The following is a 24,287-nucleotide window of genomic DNA, read 5'->3' on the forward strand; positions in this document are numbered from 1 at the left end:
GCGTCAGGAGGCGGGGGCCGACGCCCCCTCCTCCAGTTGCCGCAACCAATAGGCCACATCCACTTCGTCCATCTGCTCGGCGCGCAAGAAGCGCTCGCCATACGCGCGGTGCACGCCACTGCTGAGGAACAACCGCAGCAGCTGCCCGTCGACATGCTGGTCACGTGCCATGGCCACCAGGATCTTCACCGACTCGGACAGCGTCTTGGGCGGTTTGTATGGCCGGTCGGCGGCAGTCAGGGCCTCGAAAATGTCGGCAATCGCCATCACCCGTTCGGCAACGCTCAGGTCGTCCCTGTTCAACCGGCGTGGGTAGCCGGCGCCGTCCATGCGTTCGTGGTGGTTGCCGGCGATGTCGGGCACGCGCCGCAGTTGCCGGGGGAATGGCAGCGCCTTGAGCATGATGATGGTCTGCACGATGTGTTCGTTGATCTTGAAACGCTCTTCATCGTTGAGCGTGCCACGGCGGATCGACAGGTTGTACAGCTCGCCCTGGTCGTTGGCATGGGCCGGCAGACGCATATCGAAGCCCCAGCTGTTGCGTGGGTCGCCCTTGGCCACCGGCGGCTTGCGTGCGCCCCAGGCGGTACGGTGTTCCTCGCGGTCGACGAGCAGCCGCTCTTCAACCGGCAAGGCTGGCTTCGCCAGGCCTGCATAACGGCCCTCCTCATCGCGAGACAGGCCCAGGCGGTTGTCGAAATGCCGCCACCAGCGCCGCTGGCTGATGTGTTGCAAGCGCTCCACGTCTGCCTCCTGCATGAACTCGCCGCCGATGTTGGCCTTGGCCACGAAGGCAAAATCGTCCTGCAACTGCGCGTGGCATTGCTCCAGCTGCACCTGCAACGTTTGGCGATCTTCACCCTTGGCCACGCCTTGCCAATAGGCAAGCTCCGCGTCGCGCCAGAGCACTTCGAACCGGGTGCGGATCTCGTGTATGCGGTTGTAAAGCGTCTCCAGCTTGGTGGCCTTGTCCACCACATGCTCGGGGCTGGTGATCTTGCCGCAATCGTGCAACCAGGCCGCAACATGAAACTCGTAGCGTTCGGCCTCGGTCATGGTGAAATCGGCATAGGGGCCGCTGTTGGCCTGCACGGCCTGGTCCAGCAGCATCTGGGCCAGCTGCGGCACCCGTTCGCAATGGCCGCCGGTATAAGGGCTTTTGGCGTCGATGGCATCGGCCAGCAGCTTGATCATGGCATCGAGCAGGCGTTGCTGCGCCTCCACCAGCTGACGCGTTTCGATGGCCACGGCGGCGGCACCGGACAACTCCTCCACAAAACGCCGGAACGGCTGGCCGACTTCATCACGCAACTGCTCGTTTTCCAGTTGCAGCACGAGCACGCCAAGCAACGCGTGGCTGCGGTCACGCAGCACCACGGGAAGACCACGCTCGTGCAGGCCCAGCGCCTGGGCAACCAGCGCCTGAGGGGCTTGTTGCTGGTCGGGCGGCAGGTTCAACCGCGCCGGGTAACCCTCGCCCCGGCAGGCAGCGGCCAGTTGCAGCACGTCGTGGTCGCTGTCGAACAGGTACACGGCGCCTGCCTGCAAGCCCGCAGCGTCGACCAGGTGCTTGAGCACGCCGTCGAGCATGCGCTCCAGCTGGGTCTCGCGGCTGAGGGTCAAGGTGATGGCCTGGAAGTTGCGGATGGTGCCGGTCATGCGGCTGAGCACGCGGCTGAGTTCGCGCACTTCGTGAACCCGCGACGTCACCCCCACTTCGCGGCTGAAATCAAACCCGGCCAAGGCACGCACCTGCTCGGCCAGCAGGCGCAGTGGCCGGCCGATGCGCTGGCCGATCAACCCGCCCAGCAGCAGCAATACCGCCATCAGCCCCGCCGTCCACAACAGTTGATCGAACAGCACGTTGCGCGCGCTGGCCAGCAGTTCGTGCCCTGGTACGGCAATCAGAACCTGCAATTGCTGGCCGGCCAGGGTGGTCAGCGGCACGCGCATGCCATACCAAGTGCTGCCCTGCACCTGATAGGCCTGGGGTTCGCTGCCGTGGGGCGGGTTGGCATGCACCTGCTGCAGGCTGGCGATGCCCAGCTCTGGCAGTTGGGCCAGGCGTACACGCTGCCCCTCGTGCACGATGATACGTTGCAGGTCCGGGTAGGCGACGACGCTGCCCGCGTCGTCGAGCACGGCAATTTCGGTACCGGCGGTCATGCGCAGGTCACGGCTTTCCAGGGCCAGGTCATTCACCGAAACGTCCATGCCGATGACCGCCCCGCCATCGACGCTGCGTTGGGCCATGGTCATGCCGATTTCGCCGGTGGTGAAGAACACGTAGGGGTGGGTGAGCGCCGTGGTGGGTCGGGCGAAGGCGTCGACGAACCAGGGGCGGCTGCGTGGGTCGTAGCGGTAGCCCGGTTTTGCCTCGGCGTGCAGGAGGGCCAGTTGCCGGTCATAAAAACGCCATTCGCCCTGCATTGTGCCATCGCTGGCCTGGGTGATGCTCTGCACCAGAAACTGCGTGCCTGCCGGGGCAACGAAGCGTTGCAGCAACTGGGGGTCGCGCAGGCGGCGCACCAACAGGAACTCGCCGTTGGGGTAGCCGATGTAGGCGGCACTGACCATCGGGTTGGCGTTCAGGCTTTCAACCAGCTGTGGCAGGCGCTGCAGGCGTGCGTCGAGGCTGGCGTCTGCCGGGTTGAAGGCCAACAGGCGGATGCTGCTTTGCACCGGGTCGATCAAGCGCCGGGCACGCTCATCGATGGTTTTGCCAAATTGCTGCGCAGCATCGCCGGCGGCGGCCACCAGTGTCTGCTGAATGCCCCTGTAGCCTTGCCAGGCCAGCCCGGCCCCAAGCAGCAACATGCCCAGCATGATCGCCAGCGCAACCAGCCATTGCAGCGAAATGCCGCGTCCGTGCTCGCCCATGGCAGGCACTCCCTAATTGGCGTTATCACTAGAGTGTAATCAGCCAGCCCGAACGCGCTGGAAAGTTGCAGGATACTGGCACAGTGCAATTAGCCGTACCAGCACGTTGTAGCGCGAAAAACCTGTACAAACTTTTTGACTTGTACAAATTCATACCTAGGCTTCAGGTATACCTGTACAACATACTGAGCCTGTACAGGATTTACCGGAGCCGCGCATGTCTGCCTACCTGCAAACCTTCGCCGAACGCTTTGCCGCACTGGATGCAGGCAACCTTGCTAATTTGGGGCAGTTGTACAGCGATGACGTGACGTTCCGCGATCCGCTGCACCACGTAGTCGGCCTGGAGCAACTGCAAGCGTACTTCGCCGAGCTGTTCGGCAACGCACAGGAAATCCGCTACGGGTTCGAAGGCGCGGACGAGGTGCGGCCCGGCCAAGGCTACCTGCGCTGGACCCTGGAGTTTCGCCACCCACGCCTGGCCAGCGGGCGTTTGATCAGCCTGCAAGGCTGCAGCCATGTTTGCTGGCACGACCGGGTGTATTTTCATCAGGATTATTTCGATGCCGGTGCCCTGCTCTATGAGCACGTACCTGTAATGGGTGGCGCAATCCGCTGGCTCAAGGGCCGGCTGGCATGAGCCGCTGCTGGCTGACCGGTGCCAGTAGCGGCATCGGCGCGGCACTCGCGCTGCGCCTGCTGGAACAAGGCCACCAGGTGGCATTGGGTGGCCGGCACGCCGCGCGCCTTGAACCGTTGGCCGAGCGCTTTCCGGGCCAGGTGCTGCTGGCCATCGGTGACCTCGACGCGCCGCAGCAAGTTGCCGCCATATGTAGCCAGATCGAGCAAGCCTGGGGCGCACTGGATTTGGTCATCCTCAACGCCGGCACCTGCGAATACCTGGAACCCGGCCGCTTCGACCCCGTGTTGGTTGAGCGCGTGGTCCGCACCAACCTGTTCGCCGTCAGCCATTGCATTCAGCAGGCTCTGCCACTGCTGCACCGCGGCCAACGTCCGCACCTGGTGGTGATGGGCAGTTCGGTCAGCTGGCTGGCATTGCAACGCGCCGGGGCCTACGGTGCCTCCAAAGCCGCTGTACGCTACCTGGTCGAATCCCTGCGCATCGACCTGGCTGCCGAGGGCATCGACACCACGCTGGTCAGCCCCGGCTTCGTCGACACCCCCCTGACCCGGCGTAACGACTTCCCCATGCCACAGTTGTGGAGCGCCGAACGTGCTGCCGGGCACATTATCAATCGCCTGCCCCAGCGCCCGCTGGAAATCGCTTTCCCCGGCCTGTTCACCTGGGTGCTGCGCCTGCTTGGCGCCCTGCCTGCCGGTTTGCGGATGCGCCTGGGCCAGCGCCTGGCGCGCAAGGCAGAGGGCTGACCATGCGCATCGCCATCATTGGCAGCGGTATCGCCGGGCTGACCTGCGCCCACCTGCTGTGCCGCCAGCATGAGATCACCGTGTTCGAGGCAGCCAGCTGGGTCGGCGGGCATACTCACACCGTTGACGTGCAATGGCGCGGTCAAGCGTACGCGGTGGACACGGGTTTCATCGTATTCAACGACTGGACCTACCCACACTTCATCCGCTTGCTCACGCACCTGAAGGTGCCCTCACGCCCCACCGAAATGAGCTTCTCGGTGCACGACCCGCGCACGGGCTTCGAGTACAACGGCCATGACCTGAACACCCTGTTCGCCCAACGCCGCAACCTGCTGTCGCCGGGGTTCTGGGGCATGCTGCGCGACATTCTGCGTTTTAACCGCCAGGCCATCGCCGACCTCGACGCCCAACGCATCGATGCCGGCACCACGCTGGGCAGCTACCTGCACGAACACGGCTACGGCAACCGCTTCATCGAGCACTACATCGTGCCCATGGGCTCGGCGATCTGGTCGATGCCGTGCGCTGAAATGCTCGCCTTCCCCCTGCAGTTTTTCGTGCGCTTTTGCCGCAACCATGGGCTGTTGTCGGTCAGCAACCGGCCGCAATGGCGGGTGATCGAAGGCGGTTCGCGCAGCTACCTTGCGCCGCTGTGCCGGCCCTTTGCCGAGCGCATTCGCCTCAACTGCCCGGTCAGCCGGGTGGCCCGGGACGAGGCCGGCGTGACGCTGCACAGCCCGGCCGGGCCGGAGCGTTTCGACAAGGTGGTGTTCGCTTGCCACAGCGACCAGGCCCTGGCGCTGCTCGAAGCGCCCAGCACAGACGAACGTGCAGTGTTGGCGGCCATTACCTACGCCAGCAATGACGTGGTGCTGCACACCGACACCCGGCTGCTGCCCCGCCGTCGTCGGGCCTGGGCCAGCTGGAACTACCGGCTGGGCGGCCCCGGGCATGCCCCCGCAGCGCTCACCTATGACATGAACATCCTGCAAGGTTTGCAGGCACCGGTCACGTTCTGCGTAAGCCTGAACCAGACAGCGCTGGTGGACCCTGCGCAAATCCTCGCCCGTTTCGACTACGCACACCCGCAGTACAGCCTGGCCGCCGTGGCCGCCCAGGCACGCCAGGACGAGCTGCAAGGCCAGCAGCACAGCTATTACTGCGGCGCCTACTGGGCCAACGGTTTCCACGAGGACGGCGTGCTAAGCGCACTGAACGTGGCCGAACATTTCGGAGAACGCCTGTGACCAGCAGCCTGTGCCATGGCTGGGTCAGCCATCGACGCTCCAGCCCCAGGCCCCATGCGTTCCGCTACCGCATCGGCATGTTCTACCTGGACCTGGCTGAAGACCCTGCCCTGCTGCTCGGCCGCAAGCGGTTTGCCCCGCTGTGCTGGCGCGAAACCGACTACCTGCCCTCGCTCACCCGTACAGGCACACCGCTGGCCGACGCTGCCCGCCAGCTGGTCGGCCAGGCCACCGGGCAACCGCCCCGGGGAGCCGTACATCTGCTCACCCAGCCCCGTTGCTGGGGGTTGTCGTTCAACCCGGTGAGCGTTTACTTCTGCCATGACCTCGACGGGGTGCTGGCGGCCCTGCTGCTGGAAGTGCGCAACACACCATGGCGGGAGCGCTTCCATTACGTATTGCCCGTGCACGGCAACCTGGCCCAGCCGTTCGCCATGGCCAAGGCGTTTCATGTTTCGCCCTTTCTGCCGCTGGACATGGATTACCGCTTGCGCTTCGCCCTTGATGCCCGGCACGTTCGTGTACACATGGAAAACTGGCACGACGGGCAGAAGGTGTTCGCAGCCGACCTGGCCCTGCAACGCCAGCCCCTGGATCGCGCTGCCGTGCGCAGGCACATCTTCACCTTCCCCTGGATGAGCCTGCGCACGGTCTCGGCCATTTACTGGCAAGCCCTGCGCCTGCTGTTCAAACGCACCCCTGTTCACGATCACGCAGCCAGCCGGGGCCACCTCGCGCTGGGCCACCCCGTTTGCGAGGAACCCGACCATGCCCAATCCCACCCTGAGCGTTAGCAAAACGGCAGGCCTCACGCCCTGGCTCGGCGGCGTGGCCCGCAGCGCCGTGCTGGCTCAGTTGCAACGCCTGAGCCACGGCCACTTGCGGGTTATCAGCCATGACCGGCAGTGGACCTTTGGCGATGTGGGCAGCCCGCTGTACGCCGAAATCGAAGTGCTCGATGAGGCCGCGTGGAGCCTGGTGGCGGGCAATGGCTCGATCGGCGCGGGCGAAGGCTACATCCACGGTTACTGGCGCAGCCCGGACCTCGCCGCCGTGACCCGGGTGTTCGTGGCCAACCTCGACGTGCTCGACGCCATGGAAACCGGCCTGGCACGCTTCGGCCGGCCGGCATTGCGCCTGCTGCACAGGTTCAACCGCAACAACCGGCGCGGCGCGCGGCGCAACATCCTGGCCCACTACGACCTGGGCAATGCGTTGTTCGAGCAGTTGCTCGACCCTACCCTGATGTACTCGGCCGCCCAGTTCGACAGCCCCGAACAAACACTTGAACAGGCCCAGCTCAACAAGCTGGAGCGGATTTGCGAAAAGCTCGAACTCAAACCCCACGAACACCTGCTGGAAATCGGCAGCGGCTGGGGCAGCCTGGCCATTTATGCCGCCACCCGCCACGGTTGCCGTGTCACCACCACGACGCTGTCCGAAGCGCAGTACACGTATACCCTGGGCCGCGTGAAAGCGCTGGGCCTGGAACAGCGCATCACGGTGCTGCGCGAGGACTACCGCGACCTGCGCGGTCAGTTCGACAAACTGGTGTCGATCGAGATGATCGAAGCCGTCGGCCACCGCTATTTGCCCACCTACTTTCGCCAATGCGCCAGGCTGCTCAAGGAGGACGGGCTGTTGCTGTTGCAGGCCATCACCATCCGCGACCAGCGCTATGCCCAGGCGCAACGCTCGGTGGATTTCATCCAGCGCTACATCTTCCCCGGCGGCGCCCTGCCCTCGCTGAGCGTGCTGCTCGATACCGCCAGCCGCCAGACCGAACTGAACCTGGTGCACATGGAGGACTTCGGCGCCGGTTACGCCCGGACCTTGCGCCATTGGCGCGACAACCTGCGCCAGAGCCGCGCAACGCTGCTGGAGCTGGGTTATGACGACACCTTCCAGCGCCTGTGGGAGTTTTACCTGTGTTATTGCCAGGGCGGTTTCGAAGAGCGGACCATCGGCGTGGCGCAACTGCTGTGGGCTGCGCCAAAGGCCCGGCGGGCGCCTTTGCCGATCGGTTGAGCATGGGCCGCGCCTGGCTGGTGGGCAATGCGGTGTGGCTGCAGCTGGGGTGGTGGGCATGTGTGCTGGGCGCTCAACGGCCCTGGCTGCTGATGGCGGCGCCGATTGGCCTGGGGGTCCACTTGTGGTTGTGCCGCCAGCGCGCTGCGGAAATACGCACGCTGCTGAGTGTGGCGCTCGCGGGTTGCCTGCTCGATAGCATGCTGGGCCTGGCCGGGGTGTTCCGCTTTGATCAGTGGCCCTTGCCATTGTGGCTGGCCCTGTTGTGGCTGGTGCTGGCCAGCGGCTTGCGCCACAGCCTGGCATGGGCCGGGCAACGGTTGTGGCTGGGCGCCCTGCTGGGGTTGCTGGGCGGCCCGCCAGCGTACTTGGCAGGTGCGGCGCTGGCGGGGGTCGAATTGCCGCTGGGGCGGCTGAATACCGCCCTGGTGCTGGCGCCGGTCTGGGCCATGGCCTTCCCGCTTTTACTGCGCCTGGCCGCCGTGCGCTGATTGCCTGCGGGCTACATCTCGACCTGAGTGCCCAGTTCAATCACCCGGTTCACTGGCAGTTTGAAATACTTCAGGTTGCTGTTGGCATTCTTCAGCAAGAACGCAAACAGGTGCTCGCGCCAACGTGCCATGCCGATGCGCTGGGTGGCGATGACGGTTTCGCGGCTGAGGAAGTACGTGGTGCGCATGGGGCTGAAATCCAGGCCTTGCTCGTGGCAGCGGCTCAGCGCCAGCGGCACGTCCGGTTCCTCCATGAAGCCGAAATGCAGGCTGACACGGTAAAAACCGGCGTCGAACGCCTCGACCCGGATGCGCTGCGCCGCATTGACCCGTGGCGCATCCTCGGCAACCACCGTCAGCAGTACCACCTGTTCATGCAGCACCTGGTTATGCAGCAAGTTGTGCAGCAGCGCATGGGGCACAGCATCGGTGCGGGCGGTCAGGAACACCGCCGTGCCGCTCACCCGATGCGGCGGTTGCGACTGCACGCTGGCGATGAACAGCTCCAGCGGCAAGCCCGCCTCATCCAGCCGGTCGAACAGGATGGTACGGCCGCGTTTCCAGGTGGTCATCAGCACGAACAACGCCAGCCCCGCGATGACCGGGAACGCGCCGCCTTGCAGTACCTTCGGCGCATTGGCCGCAAAGTACAGGCTGTCGACCAGCAAAAAGCCCAACAGCATCGGGATGGCCAGCCAGCGCGGCGTCTTCCACAACAGCAGCACCACCGCCGCAGCCAGCAAGGTGGTAATCAGCATGGTCCCGGTCACGGCCACACCGTAGGCCGCCGCCAGCGCACTGGACGATTCAAAACCGATCACCAGCAGCACCACACCCACCATCAGCGCCCAGTTGACCATGCCGATATAGATTTGCCCTTGTTCCTCGCTGGAAGTGTGCTGGATGAACATGCGCGGCACATAGCCCAGCTGAATGGCCTGGCGCGTGAGCGAGAAGGCACCGGAAATCACTGCCTGTGAAGCGATCACCGTCGCCAGGGTAGCCAAGCCCACCATCGGCAGCAGCGCCCACTGCGGCGCCAGCAGGTAGAACGGGTTACGCACGGCCTCCGGGTTGTTCAAAATCAACGCGCCCTGACCAAAGTAGTTCAGCACCAGGCCCGGCAATACCAGCATGAACCACGCACGCGAAATGGGTTTGCGGCCAAAATGCCCCATGTCGGCATACAGTGCCTCCGCACCGGTCAGGGCCAGCACCACGGCCCCCAGAATCGCCACGCCCACACCCGGGTGGGCTGCAAAAAAATGCACCGCCCACACCGGGTTGACGGCCTGCAGCACTTCGGGCCGCTGCACGATGCCGTGCACGCCCAGCGCCCCCAGCACCACGAACCACAACACCATCACCGGCCCGAACAAAATGCCGATGCGCGCCGTACCATGCTTCTGGATCATGAACAGCCCGACCAGCACCACCACCGACAACGGCACCACCCAGTGGTCAATGCCATCAATGCCCAGTTGCAGGCCTTCTACCGCCGACAACACGGAAATGGCCGGGGTGATCATGCTGTCGCCATAAAACAGCGCCGCACCGAACAGCCCCAGCAACACCAGCACCCGGCTCAGCCGTGGATAGGGCAGCGCGGCCCGACGTGCCAACGCCGTCAGCGCCATGATGCCGCCTTCGCCCTGGTTGCTGGCGCGCAGGATGAACAGCACGTACTTCACCGATACCACCCAGACCAGCGACCAGAATACCAGCGACAGGATGCCCAGCACCCCTTCAGTGTTGGCCTGCACGCCGAAATGGCCGTTGAAGACTTCCTTGAGGGTGTACAGCGGGCTGGTGCCGATGTCGCCATACACCACCCCCACGGCAGCGACCAACAGGCCGATACCGGTGCTCTTGCCGGGGTGGGATGGGTGTGCTGCGGTTGCGGTCTGGGTCACGGGTAACGTCTCTGCAGCATTGCGCGAATGCTGGGCTCAGGCAGGGGGCGGAAGGCGTGGAACAACCGCGCCAGTATCGGGGCTGGGCGTAAAGCCGGGCATAAAGAATGCGTAAAGAATGCGTTGACCGAGGGCGGGAGAACCCTGGGTTGTTTATGGACGCGAGCAATAAACCTGCACGCAAAAGGCCCTGCATTCAAAGCGCCACCAGCTTTCAACGCGGGTTGAACCACATACCCACTCACATCTTGCGCCTCGACCCGACGCGAGGTTGCGAGGCATTGTTTTCTGCCGCTCCTCTCCAGAGGCACACCCGACCATGGCTGACTACGTAACTCACGATGCAATCCTCGACCTTGGCAACGACACCCCCGAAGACCAGAGCATGAACATGCTGCGCTTCAAGCCACGCGGCACCACCCTTGTGATCGTCCGCAGTCCGGTGCTGCCGGGCCAGTCGCTGCAAGACGCTGTGAGGGATCAGATGGAGCTGCTACGACGCAAAACCCATTCCCTGAACATCAGCGGCCTGCAGGCCACCCGCTTTGGCCCCGACCAGCAGATGGAAGGCTGGGAAATGGCGCTTGATTTCACGGTTGGCAAGCAGCCAAACGTCCAGCTGCAGGCAGCCTGCCTGATCCCGGGGCAGCAGCGCATGCTGGTGCTCAATTACAGCAAGCACGGGCTGATGAACAACCAGGACTTGCAGCATTGGCGAGCGCTCAAGCGGGGCCTGCGTTTGACCGACAACGGTGCAGTTTGAACGCAGGTCAACGTCCTTGGTCACAGCCGCCACGGGGTACCCAGGCAACCGCGCCCCGGCACCCCGCCTGCTCACTTGATAAACCGCACCTGGCTGTTGATCTTCTCGATCACCGCCCCTTTGCGTTCATTGAAACGTGCCTTGTTCTGCTCGAACAGGTTGTTGCCCTTGGTGTCGATGGAGATGATCAGCGGCCCGAACTCGCGCACGCGGTTCACCCACAGGGTTTCGGGCATGCCCAGGTCCTGCCATTCGGCGCGTTCGATCTCTTCCACCTGGGTAGCCGCCAACACAGCGCAGCCGCCGGGGAACACGGCGTGCACGGCTTTGTTTTCCAGGCACCCGGTAGTGGTTTCCGGGCCCATGCCGCCTTTGCCCACGATCAGCTTCACGCCGGTTTCTTCAATGAACTGCTTCTCGAATTTTTCCATGCGCATGCTGGTGGTCGGGCCGATGGAGACCATTTCGAAACTGCCGTCGTCTTTTTTGCGCACGATGGGGCCGGCGTGGAAGATGGCGCCGCCGCGCAGGTCGACGGGCAGTTCGCGCTTGAGCTCGATCAGGCGCCGGTGGGCAACGTCACGGCAGGTGACCAACTGGCCGGTCAGGTAGACCACGTCACCAACGTTGAGGCTGGCCAGGTCTTCGTCCTTGATCGGGGTGCTGAGGATTTTCTTCACAGTACTACACCTTCGTGGGAAAGGATGTCATAGGAAAGGTCGGCATTGATGCGGATCTTGCCGCGCCGGTGCGCCCAGCAACCGGTGGACACGGCCACGCCGATGGTCGAGGGGTGGCGGGCGGAGGATTCGATGTTCACGCCCATCACGCTGCTGTTACCGGTCAGGCCCTGGGGGCCGATACCGATTTCGTTGAGGCCGTCTTCGAGCAGCTTTTCCATCATTGCCGCGCTTTCGTTGGGGTGGCTGGAGTCCACCTCGCGCAGGATGGCCTTCTTCGACAGGCGTGCGGCTGTTTCTACCGAGGTCGAAACCCCGACCCCCACCAACAACGGCGGGCAGGCATTGACGCCGCGCGAGGTGATGACATCAAAGACGAACTCAGTCACCCCCTCATAACCTTGCCCTGGCATCAGCACCTTGGCCGAACCCGGCAAGGTGCAGCCGCCACCGGCCATGTACACATCGACGATGGCGTAATCGGCATCGGGGATGATTTCCCAGTCCAGCCACGGGATTTTCGAGCCGGTGTTGGTCCCGGTGTTCTTCTCGATGAAGGTTTCCACCGCGTTGTGCCGCAGCGGCCCCTGGATGGTGGCTTCCTTGGTGGCATTTTCGAGGATGCTTTCCATCTCACCCAACAGCGGAAAGCGTGCGCCTGCCGCGACAAAATACTGGATGACGCCGGTGTCCTGGCAGCTGGGGCGGTTGAGCTTGTCGGCGTATGCCTGGTTGTCAGCCATCGAGTCGTACACGGCGATGGCCAACGGGTTGGTTTCGGCGGCACGCAACTTGGCGGTCTTTTCTTTAACGTCACGCGGCAGGCGCTTGCCAATGTAGGCGGTGAACTTGGCCATCACGTCGGTGAGCGATGACACGGCTGCTTCTTTATCCACGGTTTTCTCCTCACTGCTTCACAAGGCAGTTGGCTGGGTTGATCAGGCTTGGGTGGCGCGGGGCTGCAGGGCGGCTGGCTCTTGCGCGGTACTGGCGGGCGGCAACTGGCCGCCGAGCACCTGGCCCAGGCGTTGCTGGTCGAGCGCACCGACCCAGCGGGCAATGGCCAGGGTGCCGACGGCATTGCCGATGGTGTTGGTGATGGCGCGGGCCTCGGACATGAAGCGGTCCACGCCCAACAGCAGGACCATGCCGGCCACGGGAATGTTGTCCATGGTGGCCAGGGTGGCGGCCAGGGTGATGAAGCCGGAGCCGGTGACGCCGGCCGAACCCTTGGAGGTGAGCAGCAGCACGCCGAGTACCAGCAATTGGTCCATCAGGGTAAGTGGGGTGTTGGTGGCCTGGGCGATGAAAATGGCCGCCATGGTGTAGTAGATGCACTGGCCGTCGGGGTTGAAGGTAAGGCCCGAGGGGATGACCAGGCCGACCACCGGTTTGGACACGCCAGCGTGTTCCAGCTTGGTCATCAGTTGCGGTACCACCGATTCGGACGAGCTGGTGCCGAGCACGGTGAACAGCTCTTCCTTGAGGTACTTGAGGAACTTCCACAGGCTGAAGCCCGAAAGCCGTGCTATGGCGCCAAGTACCACCACCACGAACAGGAAGCAGGTCAGGTACATGGTGGCCATCAGCTTGCCCAGCGACACGATCGACCCCAGGCCGTACTTGCCCACGGTAAAAGCCATTGCCCCGCAGGCCGCCAGCGGGGCCAGGCGCATGACCATGCCGACGATATGGAACATGCCGTGGGAAAAGCTCTCCAGCACATCGACCACCGGTTTGCCACGGACGCCCAGGTGCGCCAGGGCAATGCCGAACAGGCTGGAGAACAGCAATATCTGCAGGATCTCGTTTTTGGCGAAGGCGTCGGTGACGCTGGCCGGGATCACATGCAGCAGGAAGTCGGTAAAGCTGCCCGAACCGCTGGCCGCTGCCGAGGTGTAGGTGGCGATGCTTTTGGTGTCGAGGGTGGCCGGGTCGATATTCATGCCCTGCCCCGGCTGCACCAGGTTGACCACCACCAGGCCCAGCACCAGAGCGAAGGTGGACAGCACCTCGAAGTAGATCAGCGCGCGCATGCCAACCCGGCCGAGCTCCTTCATGTTCTCCATGCGGGCGATGCCCAGTACCACGGTGGCGAAGATGACCGGTGCGAAGACCATCTTGATCAGTTTGATGAAGGCATCGCCCAAGGGCTTGAGGTCTGCACCCACCTGGGGCCAGAACACGCCCAGCAGGATGCCGAGCGTCACGCCCATCAGCACTTGTACGTAGAGTTTTCCAAGGTATCGCTTGGCCATTGCCGTCTCCGAATTATTGTTGTGAGTCGGATGAAAGTGGCGGCTGGGCTCATCGGTCAGGCCCAGATTTGTTGTGGTTAATCACGCCTGATTACGGTAATGGCTTTTTCCAAATCGAGTAATACAATGCAATTCAACTCATTATTTCCCTGGAGTTACCAATGAACCCGGTGTCGGAACTGGCCTTCTTCGCCCAGCTGGTGCGCCTGGGCAGCCTGGCGGCCACGGCCCGCGAGCTGAACCTGACCCCGCCTGCCGTTTCCAAGCGGTTGATGCAGCTGGAGCAGCGCCTGGGCGTGCGCCTGCTCAACCGCACCACGCGCAGCATCAGCCTGACCGCCGAGGGCGAGACGTACCTGCTCAATGCCCGGCGCATTCTTGAAGAGATCGAGGAAATGGAGCGGCAGGTGTCCAGCAGCCGCGCCGAGCCCAAAGGGCTGCTACGGGTGAATGCTCCGCTGGGGTTTGGCAGGACGCATGTGGCACCGGCCATTTCTTCGTTCGCCAGGCGCCATCCGGACGTGGAGGTGCAACTGCACCTGACTGACCGCCCGATCAACTTGCCGGACGACGCCATCGATGTGGCCATCCGCTTTGGCGAAATCCCCGATTCGCGCCTGATCGCCCGCAAGATTGCCGTCAACCGCCGCCGCTTGTGTGCCACACCGGCGTATCTTGAGGCGTTCGGCACGCCACTCACGCCAAAGGACCTGGCGCAGCACAACTGCATCGTGCTGCGCCAGAACGACGCGGCTTTCGGCCTCTGGCGGTTCAGCCGGGGCAAGCAGAGCGAGTCGGTCAAGGTGCATGGCCGCCTGAGCACCAATGATGGCGAGGTGGCGTTGAACTGGGCGCTGGATGGCCAAGGCATATTGATGCGCGCCGAGTGGAACCTGGCCGACCACCTGCGCCAGGGGCGGCTGGTGGAGGTGCTGGCGGATTACCAAACGCCGCCGGCAGACATCTATGCGGTGTATCTGGAGCGGCTGAACCTGTCGGCGAAGGTATCGTTCTTTGTGGAGCACATGCGGGACTTTTTCGGTGAGACGGCCTGGCCTTGAGGGCTCGCCCCGCAAGAGACCGGGCCAAGGCAAGCCACCACAACAGTAATAATTACGAAATTTTCACAAATAGTAATCAAAACCATACAGAGAAGGATTCTTATTCGCTATAGTGCTGTCGTTTGGCCATGCCTGCTCCCTCAGGCACACACCCACCCGATCGACAGGTCCGCCCATGCCCCTCCCGAACTTCCCCCGCAAAAACGCATTGAACGCCGTCTGGTTGCCCCTCGGCCTGATGGCAAGCTTTGCTTCGCCATTGGCATTGGCCCAAGAGGCAGAGCCCGCCGCCACCCCAGGCACGGTACTTGAGCTGGAAGAAACCGCGATCTCGGCCAGCGCCGACGCCTCGCGCGAGGGCCTGGTGCCCGAGTACGAGGGTGGCCAGGTGGCTCGTGGCGGGCGCGTGGGCATTTTGGGCAACAAGGACTACATGGAGACGCCCTTCACCTCCACGTCCTATACCAACCAGCTCATCCAGGACCAGCAGGCGCACAGCGTCGCCGACATTCTGCAGAACGACCCGTCGGTGCGCATTGCGCGTGGCTTCGGCAATTTCCAGGAGCTGTACATGATGCGGGGCTTCCCGCTGTACTCCGACGACATCGCCTACAACGGCCTGTACGGGCTGCTGCCACGCCAGTACGTGGCGGCCGAGTTCATCGAGCGTGTCGAAGTGTTCCGCGGTGCCAGTGCCTTCCTTAATGGCGCGGCGCCGGGCGGTACCGGCATTGGCGGTGCGATCAACATCCTGCCCAAGCGTGCCCCGAACGAGCCGCTGACCCGGGTCACCGTCGGCGCCGAAAACAACGGCTTCGGCACCGTCGCCGCCGACGTGGCGCGCCGCTTTGGTGAGGAAGACCGCTTCGGCGTGCGTGTGAACGTGGCCAAGCGCGGTGGCGAAACGGCGGTGGAAGACCAGGACCGCACTCTGGACATGTTCGCCCTGGGCCTGGACTACCAGGGGGACCGCCTGCGCCTGTCCGCTGACGTGGGCCACCAGTACCACTTCATCGATAACCCGCTGCCGAGCGTGACGCCAACTGGCGAAGTGCCAAGCCCGCCCGATGCAGACAAGAACTACGGCCAGTCGTGGACCTACTCGAAAGAGAAGCAAACGTTCGGCACCTTCCGCGCGGAATATGACCTGAGCGATGCCGTCACCACCTGGGCCGCCATCGGCATGCGCAAAGGTGAAGAAAAGAACGTGCTGGCCAACCCCTCTTCCAATGCGGCGGGCGTGACGTCGTCGAGCCGTTTCGACAACTACCGCGAAGAAACCGTGACCACCGGCGAAGCCGGCGTGCGCTGGAGCCTGCAGACCGGGCCGGTTTCCCACCAGTGGGTGCTGTCCGGTGCGATGTACGACACCAAGGACCGCAACGCCTGGGCGGGCAACTTCAGCGGGTTTGCCGGCGACCTGTATGACCCGGTCGATGTGGCCAAACCGGATAACGTAAGCTTCAGCGGCTCGATGTCCGACCCGCACATCACGGCCCGTACCCACACGCAAAGCCTGGCAATCGCTGACACGCTTGGTTTCTTCGATGACCAGTTGCAGGTCACCCTGGGCGCACGTCGCCAGGGCATGGACGTGACTGGCTACGACTACAACACCGGCGACAAGACCTCCAAGTACAACCGCTACGAAACCACGCCGGTTGCGGGCGTGGTGTACCAGCTGAATGAGCAGTTCTCGGTATATGCCAACTACATCGAAGGCCTGACCAAGGGCGACACGGCCGGCGCCACCACCACCCTGCCGGATGGCTCCACAGCACCGGTACTGAACGCAGGTGCATCGCTGGCACCCTACGTTGCCAAGCAAACCGAAATCGGCGTGAAGTATGACGGTGGCGGCCTGGGCGGCAGCCTTGCCGTGTTCGAAACCCGCAAGCCGGTGGGCATTGTTGAAGACCAGGTGTTCAAGGATGGCGGCGAGCAACGTAACCGCGGCATCGAGTTGTCGCTGTTTGGCGAGCCGACCCAGGGCGTGCGCCTGCTGGGTGGCGTGACCCTGCTTGATGCCGAACTGACCAAGACGCAGAACGGCGAAAACGATGGCAATGAGCCAATTGGCGTGCCGAAAACCCAGGCCAACATTGGTGGCGAGTGGGATGTACCGGGCATCAATGGCCTGACCCTGACCAGCCGCGTGGTGTACACCAGCCGTCAGTATGTGAACAACGCCAACAACCTGGAAATCCCGTCCTGGACGCGGCTGGACCTGGGTGCGCGGTACGGCTTCAAGGTGGAGGACAAGGACGTGACCTTGCGGGCTCGTCTGGACAACGTGGCCGGGCGCGATTACTGGGCGTCCACCGGTGGTTACCCGGGGTCGAACTACCTGGTGCTGGGTGCGCCGCGTACGCTTTCGGTCAGTGCTTCGGTTGATTTCTGATAGATTGCCGGGGGCCGCGTTGCGGCCCATCGCGACACAAGGCCGCTCCCACAGGAGATCGCGTTTCCTGTGGGAGCGGCCTTGTGTCGCGATGGGCTGCAACGCAGCCCCAGCAATCTACACAAAATATCCGCATTCCCAATCCGTCTCCTGTTGAGCTGTTCGCTTTTCCATCAACAGGAGTCAATGGATGTCCCCTCGTTTCACGCCCACAACCCCCACCTTTCGCCACGCCGCTTTGGCCGTAATGCTGGCCAGCGCCAACGCCTGGGCCGAACCTGAGCCACAGGCCCAACCCACGGAAGACGGCTCGATGGAGCTGGCCGCAACCACCGTCTCCAGCACCGGGCTGGGCGCCACCACAGAAGGCACCGGCAGTTACACCACAGGTTCGGCCAACACCGCGACCGGCCTGCGCCTCTCCACTCGCGAAACGCCGCAGTCGATCAGCGTGGTTACCCGCCAGCAGATCGAAGACCAGAACCTGACCGATGTGGCCCAGGTGCTGGAGCAAACGCCCGGTGTGGTCGTCGACAGCATGGGGCCGGCCGGCAGCGACTCCAACCACATCTACGTGCGCGGCTTTGAAGTGGGCAGCATTCAGGTCGACGGCCTCAACCGGCCGGACACTTTCGGCTTTGGCGACGACCTTGCCGACATGGTGAGCTACGACCGGGTCGAGGTGGTGCGCGGTGCCACCGGGCTGATGTCGGGCACCGGCGACCCCGGCGCCACCGTCAACCTGATTCGCAAAAAACCAACGCTCGAAACACAGCGCACGCTGACGCTGAAGGCGGGTTCATGGGACACGTATCGCACCGAGCTGGACGTGGGCGGCAAACTGTCGGAAAGCGGCCATGTTCGCGGGCGCTTCGTGGCCTCGAATACCAACAGTCAAAGCCATGTCGACCGCCAGTCGCTGGACAAGCAGGTGGCTTACGGTGTGATGGAATGGGACATCACTGACGACACCATGCTGATCGTAGGCGCGGAGTACCAGGAAATGGACAACGACGGCGCCGGCAACCACGGTTTCCCGATGTACAAGACCGATGGCAGCCACTTCAGCCCTTCCCGCTCGTTCAACTCCGCCGCCGACTGGAGCTACCACAAGCGCCGCACGAAAACGCTGTTCACCACCCTCGACCATCAACTGGACAACGGCTGGCAGCTGAAACTGAATGCCGAACACAGCCGCCGCAGCTATGACGACGCCTTTGCCACCGCCGCCAGCGGCACCGTCAACCCCGACGGCAGCGGCATCAGCACCTGGACCGGCCGCTGGGCCGGGGAGCCGCGCCAGACGTCGTTTGACCTGTCGGCGGCCGGCCCGTTCGAGCTGTTTACCCGCGAGCACCAGATGTACCTGGGCGCCAGCCACTACCGGGCCTACTACCGCAACAACGGCTACCCGCTGTGGTCGTTCCAGACCATCGACAACATCTACACCTGGGACGGCTCACTGGGTATCCCGGACGCCATCCACACCAAATCCACGGAAGACGCGCTGGATGAAACCCAGGACGGCCTGGTGGCGTCGGTGCGCTGGAGCCTGACCGATGACCTGTCGCTGATTACCGGCGCACGGGTGATCGACTGGCACCGCGACGAAACCTCCACCACCCTGTCCACCGGCGACACCAGCCGCACCTCGCGCAGCGAAACCGGGGTTGTCACGCCCTACTTCGGGCTGGTGTACGACCTCAACGAAAACTGGTCGGCCTACGCCAGCTACACCACCATCTTCAACCCGCAAAGCAACAAGGATGTCAGTGGTGCCTATCTGGACCCGGAAGAAGGCGTCAACTACGAACTCGGCCTGAAAAGTGAATTCTGGGACAAGCGCCTGACCGCGGCACTGAGCGTATTCGAGGTGCGCCAGGACAACCTCGCCGTGGCCGATGGCAGCAACCTGGCGCCGGACGGCAACCAGGCCTACCGTGCCGAATCCGGCACCAAAACCCGTGGTTTCGAGATGGAGATGGCCGGGGAAATCCTGCCGGACTGGCAAGTGTCTGCCAGCTACACCTACGCCGTGATCGAGGACTCCGATGGCGACCGCCTGAAGACCGAAGTACCGCGCGACACCTTCAAGCTGTTCACCACCTACCGCCTGCAGGCGCTGCCGCAGCTGAAGGTGGGCGGTGGCGTACGCTGGCAGGGCACCGAGTATTACAAAGGTGCCGGGCCGAACGACGAAACCTTCACCCAGGGTGCCTACAGCGTGGTGGATGCCATGGCGCAGTACGCGTTTACGCCGCAGACCAGCGTTTCGCTTAACCTCAACAACGTGTTCGACAAGCAGTACTACACCGCCATCGGCTCGCGGGGCTGGTACGGCACGCCGCGCAGTGCCACGGCGACGCTGGTGTACGCGTTCTAAGTCCACCGCAAGGCATTACTACTTTCGGTGTACCCGCCCGGCGCTCTACGCCGGGCTTTTGCGTCCCTTGCGAACACACCGTGCAGACCCTCAAAAATTGCCTATCTTAAAAAGTCTCCACCGGACGAAGAGGGCTTTGCCATGGATATCGACACGCTGTTTGCGCAGTTGCACAGTCTCCCCAGCATTCCCCAGGTCGCCCTGGAACTGGTGCAGCAATTCGACAACCCCAACGAAAGCGTGGAAAAAGTGGCGCGCAACATCGAGCGCGACCCGGTCATCTCCGCCAAAGTACTGCGGCTGGCGAACTCGGCCCGCTTCAAGGGTGGGCGGGAATCGGCCAGCATCGAAGACGCGGCCATGCGCCTGGGCTTCAACACCTTGCGCACCCTGGTGCTGGCGTCGGCCGTAACCGGGGCGTTCAAGTCGGCGCCGGGCTTCGACCTCAAAAAATTCTGGGGGCGCAGCTTCCAGGTGGCCAGCATCAGCCGCCTGCTGGCCCGTCAGGCTGGGCTGGATGCTGAAGTAGCGTTTACCTGCGGGGTGATGCACAACATCGGCGAATTGTTGATCCAGACCGGCGCACCGGAATTTGCCGCACGCATCAAGGGCGCCAGCGGCACCACCAGCCGCGCGGCCAGCGAAACCCAGCAACTGGGCTTTGGCTACCCGGAGGTGGGCGCAGAACTGGGCAAGCGCTGGAACCTGCCCCTGACCCTGCAATCCGCCATCCGCTACCAGGCACAACCGCACTTGGCGCCCAATGGCCAGCCCTATGCACGGCTGATAGCCCAGGCCATGGAAATTTGCGATGCGCTGGAGCAGCATGGTGGGGCGACTACAGAAGCGTGCGACTCGCTGGGTGGCCCGTTGTTTGAAGGCGTGGACCTCAACGCGCTGTTCGACAAGCTGGCGCAGGTGCTGGAGCAGGACAAGGCCTTCGCCGATTTCCTGGCCTGAACTGACCACAAGCCTGGCGCCAAATGGCGCCACACTTGTTTTTCACACCACTGGGAGCATCCGAATGCCTCTGGTCCGCATCGACATTGTCAAGCACCCCGACCCTGCCCACATTCATGCAATCGGCCAAGTCGTGTACGCCAGCCTCAGGGCCACCATCAACGTCCCCGAGCACGACAACTTTCAGGTACTGACGGAGCACGAGCGCGACCACTTGGTGAACGACCCTCAATACCTCGGCATCCAGCGCACCGAGGGCCAGGTGTTCATCCAGATCACCCTGAGCGAGGGGCGAACGGTGGAGCAGAAAAAAGCGCTGTACCTGGCCATCGCACAGGGGCTTGAGCGTGACGCGGGGGTGCGGCCGGAGGATGTGTTCATCAACTTGGTCGAGGTGCGCAAGGAGAACTGGTCGTTCGGTAACGGGATTGCACAGTACGCCTTGTAGAATGCTGCCAGTTGTTCCGATGCGGCTTAACACAGGCAGGCAAATGATGCAGACACTGAACGATGACTGCGTGCTGGCAATGGCGCTGGAAAACAGCATCAACCGGGCGCTGTTCACCCTCCTTCCCAAACTCTCCATCCCCCAGTGCATGCTGACTGCAGGCTGCCTGTTCCAGACCGTGTGGAACCTTCGCGCAGGTTTGGCGCCCGAGTGGGGCATAAAGGACTACGACGTTGCCTATTTCGATCAAGATCTTTCGTGGGAAGCCGAGGACGAAATCATTACTCGCGTGAACCACGCCTGCGCCCACTTGAGCGTCAATGTAGAGGTCCGCAACCAGGCGCGGATCTACCTCTGGTACGAAGCAAAATTCGGCGCGGCCTACCCTAGGTTGCAACGCGTGACCGACGGCATTGACCGCTACCTGATCAGCTCAACTTGCCTGGGCGTGGACGTCTACACGCAAGCGCTGTACGCCACCCATGGTCTGGATGACCTGCAGCACGACCAGCTCAGAATGAATGCACTGAATCCCCAGCCTGAATTGTTCAGGGCCAAGGCAGCGAGCTACCGCGAACGCTGGCCTTGGCTGACTTTGGTGGATGCTTGACCGCCGTACCAGCGTCGTGGAGGATCCCCCCATGCAAACACAAGGATGAACGCATGATTCGGATTCTGGGCAGGGCTTCTTCGATCAATGTGCGCAAGGTGCTGTGGGCTTGCACTGAGTTCAACATCGAATTTGAACGTGAAGACTGGGGTTCGGGTTTTCGGCCAACGGGCGAACCTGAATTCCTGGCCATGAACCCCAACGCGATGGTGCCGGTCATTCAGGACGGGGACTTCGTGCTGTGGGAGTCGAACACCATCATTCGCTACCTTGCCACGCGCTATGGCGACCCTGCCCTCTACCCCGGGCAGGCGCGCGCGAGGGCACGGGTGGACCAGTGGATCGACTGGCAAGCCACTGACCTGAACGGGTCATGGAGCTACGCCTTCATGTCGCTGGTCAGGCAATCGCCCAACCATCAGGACGCGCAAGCGCTTGCGGCGGGCTGTGCGAACTGGGCGCGGCACATGAGTATTCTCGATCAGCAACTTGCCGCCACCGGCGCCTACGTCGCAGGCGACCAATTCTCGCTGGCCGACATCCCCATCGGCCTGTCGGTCAACCGATGGTTCGAAACGCCGTTCGAACACCCGCACCTGCCTGCCGTGCGCGACTATTACGAGCGCTTAAGCAGCCGAGTGGGGTTTGTCGAGTTTGGTCGCAATGGCATGCCTTAAGGACTCTACAAACACTTTCAACGTCGACACGTGCCTTTAATACCTTGGCCACGCCTCGCAAATCAGTGATCTGTATTTGTGGAATTCTTAAAGTTTGCAGGCAGGTCCGAGCGAAATTCCCACACCCCACCCCGTGAGCCGCATGGAATACATTGACATCAATTCGAGCAATTTACTGGCACCGCCTGCACCATTGGCATACGACCCGATAGAGCCAAAAATCGGCGCTTTGCCTCTCGATAAATTGCCTTGGGAAGATTTCGAAAAGTTATGCGCTCATTTAATCCAGCACGCGTACAAGGGCAATCGTCTACAGGTTTTCAGATACGGGCGGGCGGGGCAAAATCAAAAAGGCATCGACATCATTTGGCAAGCATCGCTTGAAGAAAAGTGTGCGGTAGCGCAAGTAAAGCGCTGGAAAAAAGTAAAACCGCGAGATATTGAAAACTGGGTCGATACCTTTCTCAATGCCGGCCTAGCTGATCAAGCAAACACTTGGATCCTTTGCCTATCTATTGATATCCAGGAGGACACCCAGCTGATCGAGGCTTGGCGTTTGGCAATGACTAAGCTAAGAGTCCATGGGATTTCGGCTGAAATTTGGCACAAAGGTTGGATTGAAAGCCTCTTGCGAAATGTACCCGCGCTGGTCGAGGTATTTTTTTCAAGACAGATCCGCGAGCGCTTCTGTCATACGCTTAGCATGCCCGACAAGGAGCCTCAGCATTTTCGTGACAAGGTAGCACACGTTCATGATTCACGGCTGACGCTTGAAAACCAGAGCGTCAGGATGGAGGTGCAACTGCCGACCTCGGTGTCGCAAAGCGTTTCGGCCATTCTTTCATTTGCCAGAACCAACTTGGCTGGTGTCTCCCTGGCTATTGACGGTAAAGACTTGGTGCAATGGCTGCAGTGGGCCGGGCACCCCCATCATCCGGAGAAAGGCCCCTACACCCTGGCACTGGATGCGCCCGATCGCTTCCTGCTCACGACGCAAAAATTCCAATTAAGCCTGAGCAGCGTAGAACTCAAAAACCTGGACTGGTGCCTGCAGCAAGCCTGGACTCATTACCTGAATAAAGTCGAAGGGTTGGAAGCGAACTGGCGCTGCATACGGTTTGCGCAGATGACGGGTTCATCCGGGCGCCCCCACAAGCTCTATAGCGTTTCGCGCGAGCTTTGGCGTCTAATCATGCAGTACGTCCGTGAGCATGATTACGGCAAAGGCGAGTCAGAAGATCATGTGTTCGATGCATCGGGGAACGGCGTACTCAAGGTATTTTCACACAAGCCAAAAGCCTCACTGGACGCCGGATACCACTTGATCCTTTACACCTATCAAGAAGGTGGTATCTGCAGCGCCAACGGAACCAGCCTTATTCTGGGATGGCGGCCCGATCACCTATGTGACGAAGCCCTGCCTTGGGGGCCGCGTGGATTATGGGACGCTGAACTTACTCATGACTGGCTGGGTACAACACTCCTCCCCAAAGTCTTGCACTGGTTCCGCGAAAAACGCAGAAGCGAACTGTCCTTGATCAAGAATCCCGTACAGAAACTCACTGGCAACCTTCCAGCCATCGACCCTGACGAACATTTACTGTCTTATGCTCGATTTAGCGTCCAGCACATCATGGAAGCTGGCTCGCCGGAAGCCTTGTCAACGTGCCTGCATACCATGCAGTTACATTTCAACATGTATTGCTCGCCAGCTACGATCGAAAAAGACTTGGTGCTGCCAGTATTACGTTGCGTGAAGCACTTGGCCTACCGACTGCCCGAAGAGCATCACGCGTACATCAGAGGCAATCTTCAACTGGCAACTGCGCCTTTGGTGGAAGGGCTTGAGGCCTTGATGGGTCGGTTAACTGATCACTCATGCAGCACTTCGCTAGACATGGCGCTTCGCTCACTGATCTGTTGCAGCGAGACCATTACAAATATCAGTGATGATCTCAAATGGATCAAAGCAAAGCTGGAGCCTGTCTGGGCACGAATGCGCGAAGATTTGCTGTGTGAAATGTTCTGCTGATGCATCCAGTCTCGTGCAGGACACCTGCGATCCCCGACCTTCGCAAAAGCGCAGGTCAGGGAA

At 62.3% G+C, this 24,287-nt stretch carries 19 protein-coding genes and 1 pseudogene; 15 read left to right on the forward strand and 5 right to left on the reverse strand.

What is annotated here, in order from left to right; genetic code table 11:
- Window positions 1–3: 3 nt before the first annotated feature.
- The gene (locus PVV54_RS15350) at window positions 4–2,880 is read right to left on the reverse strand and encodes an HD domain-containing phosphohydrolase (protein WP_274906069.1); all 2,877 of its coding nucleotides are present in this window, start codon (window positions 2,878–2,880) and stop codon (window positions 4–6) included.
- Window positions 2,881–3,097: 217 nt separating this feature from the next.
- On the opposite strand from PVV54_RS15350, the gene PVV54_RS15355 reads away from it, so the two are divergent.
- From PVV54_RS15355 to PVV54_RS15380, 6 genes are read left to right on the forward strand one after another with little or no spacing between them, the layout of a single operon-like run.
- Window positions 3,098–3,520 (forward strand): nuclear transport factor 2 family protein, encoded by a 423-nt coding sequence (locus PVV54_RS15355; RefSeq protein WP_274906070.1) that lies wholly within the window; start codon window positions 3,098–3,100, stop codon window positions 3,518–3,520.
- Complete coding sequence (locus PVV54_RS15360) at window positions 3,517–4,269, forward strand: SDR family NAD(P)-dependent oxidoreductase (protein ID WP_274906071.1); 753 nt, start codon at window positions 3,517–3,519, stop codon at window positions 4,267–4,269. The genes PVV54_RS15355 and PVV54_RS15360 overlap by 4 nt, the downstream gene beginning before the upstream one ends.
- Before the next feature lie 2 nt (window positions 4,270–4,271).
- The gene (locus PVV54_RS15365; protein ID WP_274906072.1) at window positions 4,272–5,519 is read left to right on the forward strand and encodes an NAD(P)/FAD-dependent oxidoreductase; all 1,248 of its coding nucleotides are present in this window, start codon (window positions 4,272–4,274) and stop codon (window positions 5,517–5,519) included.
- Window positions 5,516–6,313: a DUF1365 domain-containing protein gene (locus PVV54_RS15370; RefSeq protein WP_274906073.1), complete on the forward strand. Its 798-nt coding sequence runs from the start codon at window positions 5,516–5,518 to the stop codon at window positions 6,311–6,313. Before PVV54_RS15365 ends, PVV54_RS15370 begins: the two co-directional genes overlap by 4 nt.
- Window positions 6,288–7,547, forward strand: coding sequence for an SAM-dependent methyltransferase (locus tag PVV54_RS15375; protein WP_274906074.1), 1,260 nt, complete (start codon window positions 6,288–6,290; stop codon window positions 7,545–7,547). The genes PVV54_RS15370 and PVV54_RS15375 overlap by 26 nt, the downstream gene beginning before the upstream one ends.
- 2 nt (window positions 7,548–7,549) lie before the next feature.
- Window positions 7,550–8,038, forward strand: coding sequence for a DUF2878 family protein (locus PVV54_RS15380; RefSeq protein ID WP_274906075.1), 489 nt, complete (start codon window positions 7,550–7,552; stop codon window positions 8,036–8,038).
- Between the two features lie 11 nt (window positions 8,039–8,049).
- Here the strand turns inward: PVV54_RS15380 and PVV54_RS15385 are convergent, their stop codons facing one another.
- Window positions 8,050–9,951 (reverse strand): potassium transporter Kup, encoded by a 1,902-nt coding sequence (locus PVV54_RS15385; RefSeq protein WP_274906076.1) that lies wholly within the window; start codon window positions 9,949–9,951, stop codon window positions 8,050–8,052.
- A 319-nt stretch (window positions 9,952–10,270) separates the two neighbouring features.
- Between PVV54_RS15385 and PVV54_RS15390 the strand changes: the two genes are divergently transcribed.
- Complete coding sequence (locus PVV54_RS15390) at window positions 10,271–10,714, forward strand: DcrB-related protein (protein ID WP_274906077.1); 444 nt, start codon at window positions 10,271–10,273, stop codon at window positions 10,712–10,714.
- Between the two features lie 71 nt (window positions 10,715–10,785).
- On the opposite strand, the gene ttdB is transcribed toward PVV54_RS15390, so the two are convergent.
- Genes ttdB through PVV54_RS15405 form a run of 3 tightly spaced genes read right to left on the reverse strand, consistent with a single transcriptional unit; the run spans window position 10,786 to window position 13,652 of the window.
- Window positions 10,786–11,394, reverse strand: a complete 609-nt coding sequence (gene ttdB, locus PVV54_RS15395; protein ID WP_274906078.1) for a L(+)-tartrate dehydratase subunit beta — start codon at window positions 11,392–11,394, stop codon at window positions 10,786–10,788.
- Window positions 11,391–12,290 carry a L(+)-tartrate dehydratase subunit alpha gene (gene ttdA, locus PVV54_RS15400; protein ID WP_274906079.1) on the reverse strand — a complete coding sequence of 300 codons (900 nt, stop codon included), beginning with the start codon at window positions 12,288–12,290 and terminating at the stop codon, window positions 11,391–11,393. Before ttdA ends, ttdB begins: the two co-directional genes overlap by 4 nt.
- A 42-nt stretch (window positions 12,291–12,332) precedes the next feature.
- Window positions 12,333–13,652, reverse strand: coding sequence for a dicarboxylate/amino acid:cation symporter (locus tag PVV54_RS15405; protein ID WP_274906080.1), 1,320 nt, complete (start codon window positions 13,650–13,652; stop codon window positions 12,333–12,335).
- Window positions 13,653–13,813: 161 nt separating this feature from the next.
- Between PVV54_RS15405 and PVV54_RS15410 the strand changes: the two genes are divergently transcribed.
- From PVV54_RS15410 to PVV54_RS15445, 8 genes and pseudogenes are all read left to right on the forward strand, one after another.
- The gene (locus tag PVV54_RS15410; protein WP_274906081.1) at window positions 13,814–14,713 is read left to right on the forward strand and encodes a LysR family transcriptional regulator; all 900 of its coding nucleotides are present in this window, start codon (window positions 13,814–13,816) and stop codon (window positions 14,711–14,713) included.
- Between the two features lie 175 nt (window positions 14,714–14,888).
- A complete protein-coding gene (locus PVV54_RS15415) occupies window positions 14,889–17,114 on the forward strand; it encodes a TonB-dependent receptor (protein ID WP_274906082.1) in 2,226 nt (741 codons plus the stop codon).
- Window positions 17,115–17,415: 301 nt separating this feature from the next.
- Window positions 17,416–19,497: pseudogene (locus PVV54_RS15420) on the forward strand (TonB-dependent siderophore receptor); the annotation flags it as partial.
- Window positions 19,498–19,638: 141 nt separating this feature from the next.
- Window positions 19,639–20,457, forward strand: a complete 819-nt coding sequence (locus tag PVV54_RS15425) for an HDOD domain-containing protein (RefSeq protein ID WP_274906083.1) — start codon at window positions 19,639–19,641, stop codon at window positions 20,455–20,457.
- Window positions 20,458–20,521: 64 nt separating this feature from the next.
- Entirely contained in the window at window positions 20,522–20,905 is a 384-nt protein-coding gene (locus PVV54_RS15430; protein ID WP_274906084.1) for a tautomerase family protein, read from the forward strand.
- Between the two features lie 46 nt (window positions 20,906–20,951).
- Window positions 20,952–21,515 carry a nucleotidyltransferase family protein gene (locus PVV54_RS15435; RefSeq protein WP_274910445.1) on the forward strand — a complete coding sequence of 188 codons (564 nt, stop codon included), beginning with the start codon at window positions 20,952–20,954 and terminating at the stop codon, window positions 21,513–21,515.
- A 53-nt stretch (window positions 21,516–21,568) separates the two neighbouring features.
- A complete protein-coding gene (locus PVV54_RS15440) occupies window positions 21,569–22,192 on the forward strand; it encodes a glutathione S-transferase family protein (protein ID WP_274906085.1) in 624 nt (207 codons plus the stop codon).
- Window positions 22,193–22,334: 142 nt separating this feature from the next.
- Window positions 22,335–24,224: a restriction endonuclease gene (locus PVV54_RS15445; protein WP_274906086.1), complete on the forward strand. Its 1,890-nt coding sequence runs from the start codon at window positions 22,335–22,337 to the stop codon at window positions 24,222–24,224.
- Window positions 24,225–24,287 lie beyond the last annotated feature (63 nt).

The organism is Pseudomonas sp. PSKL.D1 (assembly GCF_028898945.1).
Taxonomy (GTDB): Bacteria; Pseudomonadota; Gammaproteobacteria; order Pseudomonadales; family Pseudomonadaceae; genus Aquipseudomonas.

Coding starts and splice junctions, on each gene's coding strand:
- PVV54_RS15360 (WP_274906071.1), top strand. CDS start 3,517: ATGAGCCGCTGCTGGCTGACCGGTGCCAGTAGCGGCATCGGCGCGGCA.
- PVV54_RS15415 (WP_274906082.1), top strand. CDS start 14,889: ATGCCCCTCCCGAACTTCCCCCGCAAAAACGCATTGAACGCCGTCTGG.
- PVV54_RS15430 (WP_274906084.1), top strand. CDS start 20,522: ATGCCTCTGGTCCGCATCGACATTGTCAAGCACCCCGACCCTGCCCAC.
- PVV54_RS15410 (WP_274906081.1), top strand. CDS start 13,814: ATGAACCCGGTGTCGGAACTGGCCTTCTTCGCCCAGCTGGTGCGCCTG.
- PVV54_RS15390 (WP_274906077.1), top strand. CDS start 10,271: ATGGCTGACTACGTAACTCACGATGCAATCCTCGACCTTGGCAACGAC.
- PVV54_RS15365 (WP_274906072.1), top strand. CDS start 4,272: ATGCGCATCGCCATCATTGGCAGCGGTATCGCCGGGCTGACCTGCGCC.
- PVV54_RS15405 (WP_274906080.1), bottom strand. CDS start 13,652: ATGGCCAAGCGATACCTTGGAAAACTCTACGTACAAGTGCTGATGGGC.
- PVV54_RS15355 (WP_274906070.1), top strand. CDS start 3,098: ATGTCTGCCTACCTGCAAACCTTCGCCGAACGCTTTGCCGCACTGGAT.
- PVV54_RS15350 (WP_274906069.1), bottom strand. CDS start 2,880: ATGGGCGAGCACGGACGCGGCATTTCGCTGCAATGGCTGGTTGCGCTG.
- PVV54_RS15440 (WP_274906085.1), top strand. CDS start 21,569: ATGATTCGGATTCTGGGCAGGGCTTCTTCGATCAATGTGCGCAAGGTG.
- PVV54_RS15445 (WP_274906086.1), top strand. CDS start 22,335: ATGGAATACATTGACATCAATTCGAGCAATTTACTGGCACCGCCTGCA.
- PVV54_RS15435 (WP_274910445.1), top strand. CDS start 20,952: ATGCAGACACTGAACGATGACTGCGTGCTGGCAATGGCGCTGGAAAAC.
- PVV54_RS15425 (WP_274906083.1), top strand. CDS start 19,639: ATGGATATCGACACGCTGTTTGCGCAGTTGCACAGTCTCCCCAGCATT.
- PVV54_RS15380 (WP_274906075.1), top strand. CDS start 7,550: ATGGGCCGCGCCTGGCTGGTGGGCAATGCGGTGTGGCTGCAGCTGGGG.
- PVV54_RS15375 (WP_274906074.1), top strand. CDS start 6,288: ATGCCCAATCCCACCCTGAGCGTTAGCAAAACGGCAGGCCTCACGCCC.